Source organism: Parafrankia sp. FMc2, assembly GCF_041008525.1.
Classification (GTDB): Bacteria; Actinomycetota; Actinomycetes; order Frankiales; family Frankiaceae; genus Parafrankia.
In genome coordinates this window covers 74168-89796 of record NZ_JBFLUG010000016.1, presented here as the reverse complement: position 1 = coordinate 89796, position 15629 = coordinate 74168, and the positions used below count along the sequence as shown (strand labels likewise).

The 15629-nt window shown below is 69.7% G+C and carries 12 protein-coding genes; 5 read left to right on the top strand and 7 right to left on the bottom strand.

The features are described from left to right. Together AB1460_RS08775 and AB1460_RS08770 are read left to right on the top strand one after the other, a co-directional pair. Positions 1-365: TetR/AcrR family transcriptional regulator C-terminal domain-containing protein (locus AB1460_RS08775; protein ID WP_368960195.1), on the top strand; the 365-nt coding region annotated here is incomplete at its 5' end. After that, entirely contained in the window at positions 362-1249 is an 888-nt protein-coding gene (locus AB1460_RS08770) for an SDR family NAD(P)-dependent oxidoreductase (RefSeq protein ID WP_368960197.1), read from the top strand. The genes AB1460_RS08775 and AB1460_RS08770, both read left to right, overlap by 4 nt. Before the next feature lie 294 nt (positions 1250-1543). Here AB1460_RS08770 and AB1460_RS08765 read toward each other — a convergent pair whose 3' ends face one another. Beyond that, positions 1544-2836: a cytochrome P450 gene (locus tag AB1460_RS08765; protein WP_368960193.1), complete on the bottom strand. Its 1293-nt coding sequence runs from the start codon at positions 2834-2836 to the stop codon at positions 1544-1546. An 819-nt stretch (positions 2837-3655) separates the two neighbouring features. Here AB1460_RS08765 and AB1460_RS08760 point away from each other — a divergent pair. Further along, positions 3656-6025: an ATP-binding cassette domain-containing protein gene (locus AB1460_RS08760; RefSeq protein ID WP_368960191.1), complete on the top strand. Its 2370-nt coding sequence runs from the start codon at positions 3656-3658 to the stop codon at positions 6023-6025. Here the strand turns inward: AB1460_RS08760 and AB1460_RS08755 are convergent. From AB1460_RS08755 to AB1460_RS08745, 3 genes are all read right to left on the bottom strand, one after another. Continuing rightward, positions 5986-6666 (bottom strand): response regulator, encoded by a 681-nt coding sequence (locus AB1460_RS08755; protein WP_368960190.1) that lies wholly within the window; start codon positions 6664-6666, stop codon positions 5986-5988. The genes AB1460_RS08760 and AB1460_RS08755 overlap by 40 nt on opposite strands. Further along, positions 6663-7952, bottom strand: a complete 1290-nt coding sequence (locus tag AB1460_RS08750) for a sensor histidine kinase (protein ID WP_368960188.1) — start codon at positions 7950-7952, stop codon at positions 6663-6665. Before AB1460_RS08750 ends, AB1460_RS08755 begins: the two co-directional genes overlap by 4 nt. 98 nt (positions 7953-8050) lie before the next feature. After that, a complete protein-coding gene (locus AB1460_RS08745) occupies positions 8051-10306 on the bottom strand; it encodes an MMPL family transporter (protein WP_368960187.1) in 2256 nt (751 codons plus the stop codon). 373 nt (positions 10307-10679) lie between these two features. On the opposite strand from AB1460_RS08745, the gene AB1460_RS08740 reads away from it, so the two are divergent. Then, positions 10680-11882: a DUF2993 domain-containing protein gene (locus AB1460_RS08740; protein WP_368960185.1), complete on the top strand. Its 1203-nt coding sequence runs from the start codon at positions 10680-10682 to the stop codon at positions 11880-11882. A 312-nt stretch (positions 11883-12194) separates the two neighbouring features. After that, on the top strand, positions 12195-12983 hold the full coding sequence (locus AB1460_RS08735) for an SDR family NAD(P)-dependent oxidoreductase (RefSeq protein WP_368960183.1): 789 nt from the start codon (positions 12195-12197) through the stop codon (positions 12981-12983). Between the two features lie 17 nt (positions 12984-13000). On the opposite strand, the gene AB1460_RS08730 is transcribed toward AB1460_RS08735, so the two are convergent. The 3 genes from AB1460_RS08730 to AB1460_RS08720 are packed head-to-tail and all read right to left on the bottom strand — an operon-like array spanning position 13001 to position 15615. Beyond that, entirely contained in the window at positions 13001-13918 is a 918-nt protein-coding gene (locus AB1460_RS08730; RefSeq protein WP_368960181.1) for an IclR family transcriptional regulator, read from the bottom strand. Positions 13919-13945: 27 nt separating this feature from the next. Further along, complete coding sequence (locus AB1460_RS08725; RefSeq protein ID WP_368960180.1) at positions 13946-14791, bottom strand: SDR family NAD(P)-dependent oxidoreductase; 846 nt, start codon at positions 14789-14791, stop codon at positions 13946-13948. Further along, positions 14788-15615 (bottom strand): SDR family NAD(P)-dependent oxidoreductase, encoded by an 828-nt coding sequence (locus AB1460_RS08720; protein WP_368960178.1) that lies wholly within the window; start codon positions 15613-15615, stop codon positions 14788-14790. The genes AB1460_RS08725 and AB1460_RS08720 overlap by 4 nt, the downstream gene beginning before the upstream one ends. Between the last annotated feature and the right edge of the window lie 14 nt (positions 15616-15629).

Genomic DNA, 15629 nt, shown 5'->3' with positions numbered 1-15629 from the left:
CGACACCCAACGGCCTGCGCCTGCAGCGGATCATCAACACCGAGAGCTACCGTTTCCCCGAGATCTTCACCGCCAGCTTCGAGCAGAGCGGCCGGCCGGTGATCGAGTTCGTCGCCGGCGTGCTCGAGCGCGCGGTCGCCGACGGCAGGATCGCCCCCACCAACCCCGCACTCGCCGCATCCGTCTTCATGAGCATGCTGGTCAGTGGCCCGGTGAGAACGATCGTCAGCGGTCACACGCCGACGGACTACGAGCTGGACGAGAGGATCCGGTTCTCCGTTCGCCTGCTGCTCGATGGCCTCCTGCCACGCCAGGACGTCTCGCGGCCGCCGGTCACGCCAGAGACCATGGAGGGACCCCCCTGAAACTCGACGCACACCGCCCCGTCGCGGCCGTCACGGGCGCCAGCTCGGGAATCGGGCGGGCGACCGCCCGCAAGCTCGCGGAACGCGGCTGGCAGGTGATCGGCGTCGGCCGCGATCCGCGACGCAGCGCCGCAGCCGAAGCGGAGATCGCCGCAGCGGCGCGCGGGAACGGCTCCTTCACCATGATCCGCGGCGACCTCGCTCTGATGGCGGAGGTCACGCGGGTCGCCGGCGAGCTCCGGAACCTCACCGGTCGTCTCGACGTCCTCATCAACAACGCCGGCGGCGCGCGAGACAGGAAGATCATCACCGCTGAGGGTACCGAGGCGACCTTCGCGGCCAACCATCTCGCCCCCTTCCTGCTCACCCGGGAGCTGACGCCCCTGCTCAAGGGGAGCGCAGCCAGCCAGCCGCCCGGCTCCACGCGGGTGATCGCCGTGTCGTCAAGCGGCCACCGCACGATCGCGGGGCTCGACTGGGACGACCTGCAGAGCCTCGGCGACTTCCATCCGGCTGTCGCGTACTGCCGGGCCAAGCTCGCGAACATCCTCTTCACCCGCGAGCTGGCACGGCGGTTCGGGCCGGACGGGATCGTCGCCCAGGCCATGCATCCCGGTGTGGTCGCCAGCAACTTCGCCGCACACGGGGACGCGGCGATGCGGGCCCACATGGCCGCGGCAGACACGGCACCACCCGACGAAGCCGCCGAAACACTGCTCTGGCTCGCCACCTCACCCGAAGGCGGCCGCCCGGCCGGACGCTACTTTCACGACAAGGCAGAGGAAACACCCTCCGAAGCCGCGCAGGACGACGCCGCCGCCGCTCGCCTCTGGACCGAATCCGAAAGCCTCCTGGCGAGGATCGGTGCGATCCGACCGGCCTGAACCCGCACCGTTCGGACAACGAAGGCCTCGGGCAGTACGGCCGTCACCAGGCCGAAACCGACCCTTTGATCACTGCCTCGCCGACGCGCACATGATCGTTGTCATCGCCTCGTCCCTGTCGGCACCGGCGGCGAGGGGATCGACGGGTCCGGCGGACGCCGGTATTGATCACGACAGTGGCCAGCGGAATGTGCGGGGAGACGCGGTGGCGGGTGGATGTTTTCCGCTGCGGCCCACTCGGATGCATCGCTCGACGAGCAGGTTCATTACTTTTCGGTGATTACATAGAGGCCTTCATCGGGCGCTGTCCGCCACGAGGTCGAACTCCAGGTGAAGACTGGTCAGCCCGCGCAGGATGAAGGTGGGCATGTAGTCGTAACGGCGGTTGTCCGCCGGCCCGTGTACCCGCTCACTGATCCGGATGTCGGTGGTGCGTTCGAGGAGCCGTTCGATGCCGGCGCGGGCCTCGGCGCGGGCCAGCGGCGCGCCCGGGCAGCTGTGGATGCCGCGTCCGAAGGCCAGATGCTGGCGGGCGTTGGTGCGGGCGACGTCGAAGGTGCCCGGGTCCTCGAACCGGCGCGGGTCGCGGTTCGCGGCGCCGTTGACCACCATCACCGTGGTGCCGGCGGGGAGGTCGACCCCGCCGACGGTGGCCGGGACGCGGGCGAGCCGGAAGTCGCCCTTGACCGGGCTCTCCAGCCGCAGGGTCTCCTCGACGAAGTTCGGGATGCGGTGGCGTTCCGCGCGCAGCTGGCGCTGCAGGTCGGGCTTCTCGGCCAGGATCTTCAGCGCGGAGCTGAGGAGGCGGACGGTGGTCTCCTGGCCTGCGGCGAAGAGGTTCGCCGCGACCCTGACCACGTCGATGACCGCGGGGGTCGATCCGTCCGGGAACGTCGCGGCTGCCAGCTGGGTCAGCACGTCGGCGCGGGGGCTGTGCCGACGATCCTCGATGTAGGTGGTGAACCTGCCGTAGAGGAACTCCAGCGGGCTGTGGTGCAGGGTCTCCTCGCCGGTGCCCCCGACGCCGCTCTCGGCCTGCGGCTGGCGCTGCAACCGGTCGAGGAACTCCTCTTGGTCCTCCTCGGGCACGCCGAGGAGGTCTGCGATGACCAGGAGCGTGAACGGCCCGGCGAAGCCGCTGATGACATCGCCCTCCCCGGCGGCCAGGAACGGGTCGAGCATGCGGTCGGCCAGTTCCCACATGAGGGCCTCGTTCTCCTTGAGGCGCTTCGGGGTGATGAGTTTCATCAGCAGAGCGCGATGATCCGTGTGGGTCGGCGGGTCCATCGTGGGGAGCTGGTCGTTCATCGGGAGCTGGTCGCGGTACTGCTCGATCAGCCCCGAGATGTCGTAGCCCTCGAGGGGGACCGGGAACCCGGGGAACGGGCCCGTCACCGAGATGCAGGACGAGAAGGTCCGGTTGTCATGGAAGATCTCCACCGCCTCCTCGTAACCGGTCACCATCACCACGTCGTGGTGATGCTCCCGCCGCACCGGGCACTGCCCCCGCAGCGCGTCGAGATAGGGATACGGGTCCGCGACGAGCGCCTCGTCCCGGAAGAAGTCCATCGCCTCGAAGTCGGTCACAGTTCGTCCCTTCGTCAGCGTGAACTGAGGCACGCATGATCGCGGTACCGCCAAGCATGACCGAGCGCGGCCCGCCCGTCGTCGTCCGTCGGCAGGCATCCGACTACTGAGAACGCAGTACCAGGCCGACCGGGATGGCCGAGGGAGGCGTCAGTCTCTCGCCTGGGCAGGGCCGTGGTGTCCGAGGCGAAGGGCCGGGCGGTGCGTACTGCATGTGTAGTAGCCGAGGTTGCTGCGTCTGGACGACGACAGCATCCGCCTGGTCCTGCAACAATCTTTGTTGCATACCCGAGAAGATCAGGAGGCCCTCCCTGTGCCCGCGACAGGAAGTGCCGCTGCCTTCGCGAGATGCGACATTCTTCTCTCGTGTGGACCGGCCGCGCTGCTGGCCTGGGCGGGCACCCCGTGTGGACAGCCGGGTGGGCCGCCGACCCTGTTACGACGGATTCTCGGGATCATCGCCGGTTCCGCGTACTGATGTGAGCGTCCGGTCATCGAAAAGATATCCTGGCGGACACGGCCGGAGAGGTTCCCTGGCGGTCGGCGGAAACATCGCGCCGGGCTGGCCGTGGCAGGTGCGCGGTGGTCCCCACAGGTGCCAGCGTAAATGAGAAAATGTGAACTGGTGCGGCCGGATCGAAATTCTTGAAAAGGATCATTTCTGATGTCCTCCCTTCTCGTGCGGTCGCCGTGGCCTGCCCGAATCCGAGAGATCGGCGGGCAGGAAAGGCAGCCCGGAGGGGTCGGGATGGCGATCACCGTCCGCCGCGGTCAGCCGGCTCCCGGCGCGTGCGTCGGCACAGCACAGAGGGGACACCCATGGTTCGGACCACGCTGACCGTGACCAGCCCGGCGGGCCATGCGACGCTGCTGGGGGACGCGAGGTGCGTGGTCGGCCGTGCGTACGACACGGACATCGTCATCAGGGACGTCCGGGTCTCCCGGCGTCATCTCGTGCTCGAACCGGTGGCGGACGGCTGGCATGTCCGAGATGTCAGTACGAACGGGCTGTGGCAGGCCGGGTACCGGATGGGGGACACCACCACCGTGCGCCGTGCCGAGGTTCGCTTCCGGCTCGGTGCCGCAGACGGCCCGGAGCTGGTCCTCGCCCCCAGCCCGGTCGAGATGGATGTCGAAACGGCGCCTGGCACCGCCGCCGCGCATGCCTGTCAGCGGCTGCACCCGGTACGGACCGGGACGACGCGCCTGGGCCGTGCGCGCGGCAACGACATCTGGGTGTCGGACCTGCTTGCGTCGCGTTACCACGCCGAACTGTCGGTCGGCCCGGCCGGCATCGAGATCGTCGATCTCGACTCGGCGAACGGGACCTTCGTCAATGGAAAGCGTGTGAAGAGGGTGTGGGTTGCTCAGCGTGACGTGATCGCTATCGGTCACCATCTGTACCAGCTCGAGGGTGACTCGCTGGTCGAGTACGTCGATTCCGGCGACGTGGCGTTCGAGGCGCAGGGTGTCTCGGTGTTCGCCGGGGCGAAGCAGCTCCTGCACGACGTGACCTTCCGGTTGCCGGGCCGCTCGGTGCTCGGGGTGGTCGGTCCCAGCGGAGCGGGGAAGTCGACGCTCCTCCAGGCTCTCACGGGCTTCCGCCGGGCGGACGTCGGCACCGTGAAGTACGCGGGACAGGATCTGTACGCCGAGTACGACGACCTGCGGCGGCGTATCGGGTACGTCCCGCAGGCCGACCCGCTGCACGCCCAGCTCACCGTGCGCGAAGCACTCCGGTACGGGGCGGAGCTGCGGTTCCCGGCGGACACCACCGCCCAGGAGCGGAGGTCGCGGGTCGAGGAGGTCATCGGCGAGCTCGGCCTGACCGCGCATGCGAACACCCCGGTCGGCAGGCTGTCCGGTGGGCAGCGAAAACGGACGTCGGTCGCGTTGGAGCTGCTCACCCGGCCGTCGTTGCTCTTCCTGGACGAGCCCACGTCGGGTCTCGATCCGGCGAACGACCAGTCGGTGATGGAGACGCTGAGGAACCTGGCGGAGGGCGGCGGCGCCGGCTCGGCGGACGAGGGAGGCCGGACGGTCATCGTGGTGACGCACAGTGTGCTGTTCCTGGATCTGTGCGACTACATCCTGGTGCTCGCCCCAGGCGGGCATGTGGCCTACTTCGGCCCGGCGGACGGGGCACTGCGCTTCTTCGGCAAAGACGACTTCCGCGACTTCGCCGCGGTGTTCCGGAAGCTGGAAAACACACCCGGCGCCGAACTGGCGGCGCGGTTCCGGGCTTCGGAGTACTTCGTGCCCTCGGCCGTCGTCGCCCCGGTCGTGCGGACGACCGCACCCGCGGGGCTGCCGCGCGTGCGTCAGCAGCCGGTGGCCGCCCAGCTCGCGACGCTTACCCGCAGGTACCTGAAGGTGGTGCTGGCGGACCGCTCCTACCTTCGCCTCATCCTGGCCTTCCCGTTCCTGCTCGGGATCATCCCGCGGGTGATCCCGGCGCCGGACGGGCTGGGCTCCCTGTCGGACCGGCCCAATCCGGACGCGATGAAGGTGCTCGTCGTCCTGATGCTGTGTGCCTGTTTCATGGGCATGGCGAACTCGGTCCGCGAGATCGTCAAGGAGCGGGACATCTACCACCGGGAACGGACGATCGGCCTGTCCCGGGCGGCCTACCTCGGTTCCAAGATCATAGTTCTGGCCGGTGTCACCGCCCTGCAGGGTGCTGTCTTCACGCTGATCGGTCTGGTCGGACGAGCTCCGGAGAGTGGCTCCCTGGTGGGCTCTCCGCTGGCGGAATGCCTGGTCGCGGTGATTGTCGCCGCATTCGCGTCGATGATGATCGGTCTGCTTGTCTCGACGCTCGTCGACAACGCCGACAAGGCGATGCCCGTGCTGGTTCTTGTGACGATGGCCCAGCTCGTGCTCTCCGGTGGCCTCGTGTCGGTCGCCGGCCGCTGGGGGATGGAACAGGTTTCCTGGTTCGTGCCGGCCCGGTGGGGCTTCGCGGCGCTGGCGTCCACCGGCGACCTGAACGAGGTCTCCAAACTGGGTGACGAGGCGTTGCGTACCGATCCGGTGGACGGTCTCTGGGAGCACAGCGCCGGAATCTGGCTCCTTGACGTGACCACCGGTCTGGCCCTCGCCGCCGCCGCCCTCGTGCTCACCTCGGTGAGGTTGCGTCGCGGCGATGGTCAGGCTGGTGGGCGGGCAGGTAGCAGGCCGGACTGGTAGGCGATGACGACGAGCTGTGCCCGGTCGCGGGCATCGAGCTTGTTCATGGCGCGGTGGACGTGGGTGCGGGCGGTCAGTGGGCTGATCACGAGCTTGCTCGCGATGTCCTGGTTCGAGAATCCTTCGGCGACCAGCGTCATGACCTCGCGTTCACGGATGGTGAGGGTGTCGAGGGCCGCGGGGGTCGTCGTCGGGGCGGCCGTGGGTTCGGGGGTGGCGAGGAACCGGGTGATGAGTGCGCGGGTGGCTGTCGGCGAGAGAAGCGCCTCGCCGCTCGCGACGGTGCGGATCGCGGTGAGGAGCCCGTCGGCTTCGACGTCCTTGCCGAGGAAGCCACTCGCTCCGACGCGGAGTGCCTGGGCGACGTACTCGTCGATCTCGAAGGTGGTGAGGATGAGGACACGGGTCGTGGCGAGTTCCCTGTCACCGCAGATGGCCGCGGTGGCCGCGAGGCCGTCCGTGCCGGGCATGCGGATGTCCATGACCACGACGTCCGGTCGGTGTTCGCGGGTCGCGGCGACGGCTTCGTGTCCGTCGGCGGCCTCGGCGACCACTGTCATGTCGTCGCACGAGTCGATCAGGATCCGGAAGGTCGCTCGCAGGAGGGTCTGGTCGTCGGCGAGCAGCACACGGATGGTCATCGTGTCCGATCTGTCTTGGGGTTTCCCGGATGCAGGGGCAGTACCGCGGTGACATGGAAGCCGACTTCGGGGTGGCTGCCGGCCTCGAGGTGCCCGCCGACGGAGAGCGCCCGTTCGCGCATGCTGATCAGACCGAACCCGCTGTTCGCGGGCGAGGTGGATGTCGCCGCGGCGGGCTGGTCGCCCCCGTCGGCAGTGCCACCTCCGGCAGTGGGCTCATCGGCGACGCCGGAGCGGCGGCCACGATCAGCGCCGTCGTCACCATTGATGATCATCATGGTCAGACTGCTGGGCGAATAGGTGATGTCGACCTGTGCGCTGGTGGTGGTGGTGTGCTTCGCGACGTTGGTGAGCGCCTCCTGCGCGATCCGGTAGGCCGTGAGATCCACGCTGGGGGAGAGCGGGGGTCGTTCGCCCCGAGTGTTGATGGTGACGGTGAGCCCGGCGGAGGCGAAGGTGCGGGCGAGCTCGGGGAGCCGGGTGAGCGACGGGGTGGGTTCCAGCGGCGCGGCCGGGTCGTCGCCTCCTCGGAGGAGGCCGACGGTGGCCTTGAGGTCGCGCAGGGCGGAGGACGTGGTGGCGGTGAGACTGGTGAGGATCTGCTGCGCCTGATCAGGTCGGGTCTGGACGAGGTGCGCCGCGGTGCCCGCCTGAGCGTGGGCCAGGGTGAGGTGATGGGCGACGACGTCGTGCAGTTCACGGGCGATCCGCGTGCGTTCGTCCGCCACTTGGCGGCGGGCCTCGGCCTCGCGGGTGCGCTCGGCGTACTCCGCGCGGGATCTGACGGCGTCGAGGTAGTCCTGTTTGATCCGGCGTGCGCCGCCGAGCGAGGCGGGCATCAGTATCCAGGCGACCGGGCCGACGGTCTTGAGCGGCCAGGGATAGCTGGGCGGGTCCACGATCAGCGCCGTGCCCACCACCAGGGCACAGGCGGACAGGACGAAGGGCAGGGTGGTTTTGCGATCGGTGTGCGCGGCGAGCCAGTAGAGCGCGGCCATCAGGGGAGCCAGCAACAGAGCCGTGAGCAGATAGCCCAGCGCCGTCAGCGCCACGGTGCAGACCACGGCCACCGCGGCTGTGGTCCGGGGACGGCGTTCATGCCAGAGCAGGGCGGTGCAGGCGACGGCCGCGAGAAGGACCGCGGGCCACCACTCCTCGGCGCGGACGCTGACAGGTGGGGTCAGTCTGCTGGCGGGGCCGGAGGCCACGAACGCCGCACCTGCGATCACCACGGTGCGTAGCCGCGGGTGATTCTGGATCTGTTGCCACCAGCTGGACATCGTCATCGCGGGTTCCTGTCGGGTGCCATGACCGTGCCGCTCACCGTACGGGGTCACAGCCAGCCGAGAGACATGCCGTCGCGCGTCCCTGAGATGGGCTGTGTTCATCGAGTGGATGTCGGCTCCAGGGAGGCGGCTGTGGCCTGCGTCGAGGTGGTGCCCTCACCGGCGGGGCCCCTGACCTTCGCGACAGGCTCCGGCGAGCGCGGCCGGCCCAGCGCCTCGCCTTCGACGTCGATGGTGGGCAGCACCCTGTCGAGGGAACGGGGGATCCACCAGGCCCGGTCGCCGAGCAGGGCGAGGACGGCGGGGACGAGGGCCATGCGGACGACGAACGCGTCGAGGAGGACCGCGGTGGCCAGGCCGAACCCGATCATTTTGATCATGGGTTCGCTGGCGCCGATGAAGCCGGAGAAGACCGCTATCATGATCAGTGCGGCGGCGGCCACGACACGGGCGCTGTGCCCGAAGCCGGAGACGATCGCGTCTCTGGCGCTCTCGCCGTGGACGTGCGCCTCCCGCATGCGGGCGACGAGGAAGACCTCGTAGTCCATGGCGAGACCGAAGACGATGCCCACCATGAAGATCGGCATCATGCTCATGATCGGCCCGGTCTGTTCCAGGCCGATGAGGCCCGCCAACCATCCCCACTGGAAGACCGCGACCACCGCTCCGAGGGCGGCGAGAACCGAGAGCAGGAAGCCGAAGGCGGCCTTGAGGGGGACGAGGACTGAGCGGAACAACACGAGCAGGAGCAGGAACGCCAGGCCCACCACGATCGCGAGGTAGGGGACGAGCGCGTCCTGCACCTTCTGGGCCATGTCGATGTTGACCGCGGTGGAGCCGGTGACCTGGAAGGACGCGCCGGTGGCAGAGGTGATGGCGGCGCGTTCGGCGCGGATCGTGTGGACGAGGTCCTTGGTCGCGGCCTCGCTCGGGCCGGTGGCCGGCACAGCGGTGAACACCGCGGTGTCAGCCGCTCCGTTGAACCGGGCGGCCGAGACGGAGACGATCCCCGGGGTGGCGCCGATCTTCTGGACGGTCCGCGTGACCGCCGCCTGCGGGTCGGTGGAGTTTGCCGCGTCGACCACGATGGTCAGCGGGCCGTTGAAACCCGGCCCGAAGCCGTGGGCGAGGTCGTCGTAGGCGCGGCGTTCAGTGGTGGAGGTGGGTTTCGCCTCGTCACCGGCGGTGCCCAGACGTAGGTCCAGGACCGGCAGTGCGATCGCGCCCAGGGCGAGTGTGGACAGGACAAGGACGGGCACGGGGCGGCGTAGGACGAGCCGTGCCCAGCGGGTGCCCAGGTTCGGCCCGCGGCGCGAGAGCTGCGCGCGCCCCGTGCGGGTGGAACGCGGCAGGACGGCGCGCTGGAAGAAGCCGAGCAGCGCCGGGACCAGGGTCAACGCGACCAGGACGGCGATGCTCACCGTGCCGGCGGCGGCCAGGCCCATCTTGGTCAGCGTCGGAACTCCGACGATGAACAGCCCGGCCAGGGCGATCACGACGGTGAGCCCGGCGAACACCACCGATGACCCGGCGGTGCCGGTCGCGATCGCCGCGGCCTCGTCGGGCGCCCTTCCTCGGGCGCGTTCCTCGCGGTAGCGGGAGACGATGAACACGGCGTAGTCGATACCGACGGCGAGGCCGAGCATCATCGCGAGCGTGCTGGTGGTCGAGGACAGACCGAGGGTGCTGGCCAGAGCCATGATCGAGACGATGCCGACACTGACACTGACGATGGCCGTCAGCAAAGGCAGGCCGGCCGCGGCCAAGGAACCGAAGGTCACCAGCAGCACGAGCGCGGCGACCGCGATCCCGACAATCTCGGTCGCTCCCCCTGCCCCGGGTCGGGTCGTCAACGCGTCTCCGCCGAGCTCGACCGTCAGGCCCGCGGCTTGCCCCTCCGCAACCGCGTCTTGCAGGCTGGCCTTGGTGGCGTCGGTGAGATCGTCACTGGCCGCCGTATAGGACACCATTGCGTACGCAGTCGCCGCGTCCTCGCTGACCGCCCCGTCCTGGAAGGGGCTGGCGACGCTGGCGACCTGCGGGCTGGCGGTTGCCTCGGTGACGACCTTCTCGACCGCTGCGCGGTTCTCGGGCGTGGTCAGGGTCTGCCCCGGTGGGGCGACCAGGACGATACGGGCGACCGCCCCCTCCGCCCCGGTGCCCGGAAAGCGTTGATCCAGCAGGTCGAACGCACGTTGGGATTCGGTACCCGGTATAGAGAACGCGTCGTCCGGAGCGGCGGGAGCCCTGGACGCGCCGAAACCGACAGCGGCCAGCACCCCCACCCAGAGCAGGAGAACATAGCGGCGCCGCTGGAAGGAAAAGCGGCCCAGACGATAAAGAAAATTCGCCACGGTGGTGGGTCTCCACATCTTTTCGGGTACCCGAGAAGAATGGCGGATCCGAGGCGTCTCGTCGTCGTCTCCCGGTGGGACCTTCTGGCTACGAAAAACGCAGTACACGAGAAGCAGCCGGCCCGTGGAGCCGCGCTCGAGGCAGTAGGCGGCGATGGGTGTACTGAGCTCGCAGTAGTCGGAAGTGACTGCCTCCGGCCGACGCGGAAGCGGGCCGTTCCCGCGCACAGTGGCTCAGGGCCGGTCGGCGGCCAGGTGCCGAGCCGGTGCCTCGCCGGGCGCCGCCTGGCGAGGTCGACCCGTGCCCGCCCACCCCGCGCGCCGACGAAGGCCGTGGGAGAGCCCAGCGAGGCTCGAGACGAAGGGAAGTTCGGTGAGCCCCAGACCCGAGGGTGACGGGCACGAGACCGCGGACGCCGCACTCGGCAGCGTCGCGGAGACAGGAGCCGGCGCGGCCGTCGACCAGCCGACCGACGACGACCTGCGGGGCCTGTCCGGGCGGCGACCCTCGCCTGCCCAGGCCTCGCAGGGCCCCACCGGTCCGCCACCACCCGCCGACGCCTTCCGCCCAGGACATCCGGTCCGCTCCCCACGGAAGCGCGTGCCGGAGACCATGCCGATCACGCCGCTCGCCCCTTCGGCGTTCCGCCAGGCCAGTCCCGCCGCTGCGGCGGCCGCCGCCGCGGATGATCCCGCTGTTGCGGGTCCGGACGGTCACCGCCCGCCCGGCACTCCCGGCACTCCCGGCGACGGACCGGTCCCTCCGAAACGCCGCCGGTGGTGGCGCCGCCGGCGGACCCTCGTGATCGGCGCGGTCGTTCTGCTCATGGTGAGCATGGCGGGTGACCGCTTCGCGGTCCTGGCCGCCGAGAGCCAGATGGCCCCGCAGATCGAAGCAAGCCTGACCGAGAGCCTCGCCTGCGACGCCGTTCCGCCGACCGTGAGCGATGTCAGTATCGGTGGATTTCCGTTCCTCACTCAGATCGCGTTCGGCACCTTCAAGCACATTGGTCTCACCGTTCAGGGAATTTCGACACCGGGGCCCCGGGTCTCCTCGGTCGAGGCGCACCTCAAAGGGCTACATCTTCCCATCTGGAAGATTGTTACCGGCGGTGTTGGTGAGATAACGGTCGATGACGTCGAGGCGACGGTTCGTCTCGACTACGACGACGTGAACACGTTCCTGGCCGACCAGCCCGGCAGGATCCAGATCAACCCGGTGGACGGTGGGAAGGAGGTCGAGGTCTCCGGAAGGGCCGACATACCACTGCTCGGCGCACAGGAGATCGGTGGCGTCACCACCTTCGAGATACGTGACAACGAGGTCACCCTGATCCCCTCCGAGGTCTCGCTCCGCGGGGCGCTCGACTTCGACGTCCCCGTGCCCGGCGGCGTGGGCGCGTTGCTACCCTCGATCCCCATCCCCGTCGGCGACCTGCCGTTCGACCTCACCGTCGTCGAGGCCACCACGGACGCCTCCGGGCTCTCCCTGACCGCGACGGCCAAGAACGTCACCCTTCCTGAGGCCGACCCGGCGACCCGGCAGTGCCCCTCGTCCGACAGCGCCGAAACCTGACCCGCGCGCGGGCGGGGCTCAAGCTATCCCCTGCGCCCACGAAGGTAAGTCCGGCGAACACCCCCGATGACCCGGCGGCGCCGGTCGAGATCGCAGCGGCAGTCCGGGGTTCGCGCACTCGGGCGCGTTCTTTGCCTGTTTCTCTGGGCGGAAGGCGGAGCCTCTGCGGCCGTTGGTCCACCACAGAGGTTTTCGTTCGCGATAGCAAACGAGTCGGTTGGTATGGTGAATTGTCGTGAGGCGTATGGGCCGGTGGGTCAATGGGGTGGCGCTGGTAGGGCAGGTCGTTGACCAGTGCGGACAGGGGCTGACATGAGCAACGAGGGGCGACTGGCCGGCAGGGTGGCGTTGGTGACCGGCGCGGCTCGGGGTATTGGGCAGGCAACGGTGGTCCGGCTCGTGGACGAGGGGGCACTGGTCGTGGCAGCCGACATCGCCGAGGATGGTGTGACCGCCTTCGCGGAGCGACTCGGCGGGGACGCGGCCGCGGTCCGCCTGGACGTGACTGACGCCGAGTCCTGGGCCGCCGCGGTCGCGGTCGCGGTTCGGCGCCACGGTCGTCTGGACATTCTGGTCAACAACGCGGGTGTGGGGGCGGGTGGTCCTTTGCACAAGGCGCCGCTGGACCAGCATTACCGGGTGATCGACGTGAACCTGCATGGAGTCTTCCTGGGTATGCGTGCAGTCGCGGACGCGATGTCGGCCGGGGGTGGTGCGATCGTGAACGTCTCCTCCATCGACGGACTTGTCGGTGTTCGGAACCTGACGAGTTATGTCGCCTCGAAACACGCGGTGACGGGAATGACGCGCTCGGCGGCGCTCGAGTTCGGGCCGCTTGGCATCCGGGTGAACTCGATTCATCCAGGCGTGATCGCGACACCCCTGGTGATGGAGTCCGCCGCCGAGGTGCGGGCGGCCCTCGACCGGCTGGTCGCAAGGCAGCCGATCCCGCGGATGGGCCGGCCGGAGGAGGTCGCCGCGCTGGCGGCGTTCCTGGCCTCCGACGACAGCTCGTACTGCACCGGGGCGGCCTTCACAGTCGACGGTGGCCATCTGGCCGGCCCCTGGCGGGAGGAGTACGCGTCGCCGGACACCGACTGAGCCGATGTTCGCACCAGTCAGGCGGTCAGGGTCTCGTCGGGCGGGTGACCACCGATGTGACGGGTGATCGCCATCGTGGCCCCGGCGAGTCGCCGTCCGTAGGCGGCTATCTGCTGGGAGTGCAGACGAGTGGCGAAGCCGGTGAGGCTGATCGCGAGGCACACCCGGCCGGTGGTGTCGAAGACGGGCGCGCTGATGAGGCTGAACTGCTGTGCCTCGATGCCGTCGAGATCGACGAGGAGGTACTTATCCTCGTCACTCATGGCCTGGATGACGCGTTCGACCGCGGTACGCACCTCGGTGTCGCCGTAACTGTCGGCGAAGACACCGAGAGCCCGGCTCAGGTCGTGGCGCCAGTCGTCGTCGAGTGCGACCGTGTACCCGCGGCGCCGGATCACCCTGATGGCGTTCCGGTAGACGCCGAGCCGATGGCCGTCGAGGCGGGGGCTGAGCCGGCGGAGCCACTGCTCGACGTCACCGGCATCGGACCACGCGACGAAGACCGTGCCGAGCGGGGGCGACAGGGGGATCCGGCTGCCGGGCCTGGACCCGAAGTCGTTCGGTGCCGCCGCGTGGCCCTCGACGGCCAGTACGACGATGTCGTCGCCCAGCACCGTGCTCGCCACGACCTGGACGCCGAGCTCGTCGCTGAGGCGGAGCATGTGCGGGCGCGCGAGTTCGAGGGCGTGGCGATCGGCTCCGGCGGCCGCGCCCCCGATGGGCACCAGGGCCGCACCGAGTCGGTAGGTCTTGTGCGCGGTGTCCCGCAGCAGCCAGCCGGAGTCGGTCAGGGCGGCCAGCATGGCGTGGGCGGTCGCCTTGTTCAGGTCCAGCTGCCGAGCCAGCTCCGAGAGGCTGAAGGGCCGGCCCGGGTGCCTGCTCAGGAAGGTGATGAGCGCGACCGTCCGCTCGACACCCGGGGCGGGCCGGGCCATCAGTTCCGCGTCCGGTGGGCCTGCTGGTCAGGGCATGGAGGTACCCCCGTTGGGCCGCAGGACCTGGCCGGTGACGAAATGGGACGCGTCCGAGGCGAGATAGAGCGCCGCGTAGCCGATGTCCGTCGGCGTGCCGATGCGTCGCAGGGGCGCCACGTCCCGGCCTCGTGCCAGGAACGTGGCGCGGTTGTCCTCATTGATTGTTCCGTCCTGATTGGTGTAGTGCCGGCGGGTGATCGTGGTCTCGACCAGCCCGGGGGCGACGGCGTTGACCCGCACGCCTTCGGGACCGAGTTCCCTGGCCAGGGTGCGGGTTATCTGGATCGCGCCCGCCTTCGAGACGGAGTAGGCCACCAGGCCCGGGGGAGCTGTGTCGGCGGCGGCCGACGCCATGTTGATGATGCTGCCCCCCTGCTGGTCGCGCATCACCGCGCCGGCCTCCTGGCACCCGAACAGCAGGCCCTTGAGGTTGACGGCCAGCACCCGGTCGAACTGTTCCTCGGCGAGCTCGAGCACGGGGGCCTCGACGATGATCCCGGCGTTGTTGCACATCACGTCGAGGCGTCCGTGTTCCGCCACCACGGACCGCACGAGGCCGTGGACCTGGTCGCGCCGCGACACGTCCACGGTGGCCGGCGTTGCCGATCCGCCCGCGGCGGCGATCATCCGGCTCGCCGCCGCGGCGGCGTTGCCGTCGATGTCCGCGCACACCACGGCGGCGCCCGCCGCCGCGAACACCTGGGCGACGCCCAGCCCGATGCCGTGCGCCGCACCGGTCACGATCGCCACCCGGCCGGAGAGGTCGAAGACCCGCCCCGCCGCGGCGGGCTGCCCGAGCGCGCCCGTCCCGACGTGCTCCGCGTCCGTCCTCATGACTCCGGGACCTCCTTCGTCGGCAGACCCGCACCCATGAAGACGAAGCGGGCGCTGGCACCCCCGTCGACGACGAGGGTGTGCCCGGTGACGTGCAGGGAGAGATCAGAGCAGAGGAAGAGAGCAGCGGAGGCGATGTCGCGCGGCTGCCCCGGATGGCCCAGGGGCTCGATGGAAGGTGGCAGGGGTACGTCACCTCGCTCCTGCACGGCGCGCAGGATGCGCGGTGTCTGGATCGCACCGGGGGCGATGGCGTTGACTCTGATGTTCGACGGGCCCAGTTCGACTGCGGCCGTGCGCACGAGGGACAGCAGCCCCGCTTTGGCCGCGCCGTAGGCGGCGTGGTTGGGGGCGCTGGTCAGGCCGCTGACCGAGGCGATGAAGACCATCGCGCCGCCGCCGTCGGCCACCATCTGCCGGCCGACGATCTGCGTGAGGAGCTGGGCGTGGCGCAGCACCAGCCCGAAGGTCGTGTCCCAGTCCTCGTCCGTCGAGTCGAGGAGGCTGCCCCACAGCGCCATGCCGACGATGTCGACGACCACGTCGATCCGCCCGAAGGCCGCCAGGGTCTCGGCGACGATCCGCTCGACGGCGTCCCGCGCCCGGACGTCGGCGACGCAGGCCAGGCCGCCGACCTCGGCCGCGATCTCGCGGGCCAGGCCGGGATCCAGATCGACGCACGCCACCTTCGCGCCCACCGAGGCCAGTGCGTGGGCCGTGTGCCGGCCGTTGCCCTGCCCGGCACCCACGACCAGCGCCACCCGTCCGTCGAGGCGCAGCAACCCGGGGTAGTCGGGAATCGCCGAATCATCTAATCGCGTCATGGTCATTGCCTCCG

What these genes read in the sequence shown, in the direction of transcription:
- AB1460_RS08725 (WP_368960180.1), bottom strand. Translation starts at nt 14,791, where the DNA reads ATGAGGACGGACGCGGAGCACGTCGGGACGGGCGCGCTCGGGCAGCCC.
- AB1460_RS08760 (WP_368960191.1), top strand. Translation starts at nt 3,656, where the DNA reads ATGGTTCGGACCACGCTGACCGTGACCAGCCCGGCGGGCCATGCGACG.
- AB1460_RS08755 (WP_368960190.1), bottom strand. Translation starts at nt 6,666, where the DNA reads ATGACCATCCGTGTGCTGCTCGCCGACGACCAGACCCTCCTGCGAGCG.
- AB1460_RS08730 (WP_368960181.1), bottom strand. Translation starts at nt 13,918, where the DNA reads ATGGCCCGGCCCGCCCCGGGTGTCGAGCGGACGGTCGCGCTCATCACC.
- AB1460_RS08750 (WP_368960188.1), bottom strand. Translation starts at nt 7,952, where the DNA reads ATGACGATGTCCAGCTGGTGGCAACAGATCCAGAATCACCCGCGGCTA.
- AB1460_RS08720 (WP_368960178.1), bottom strand. Translation starts at nt 15,615, where the DNA reads ATGACGCGATTAGATGATTCGGCGATTCCCGACTACCCCGGGTTGCTG.
- AB1460_RS08735 (WP_368960183.1), top strand. Translation starts at nt 12,195, where the DNA reads ATGAGCAACGAGGGGCGACTGGCCGGCAGGGTGGCGTTGGTGACCGGC.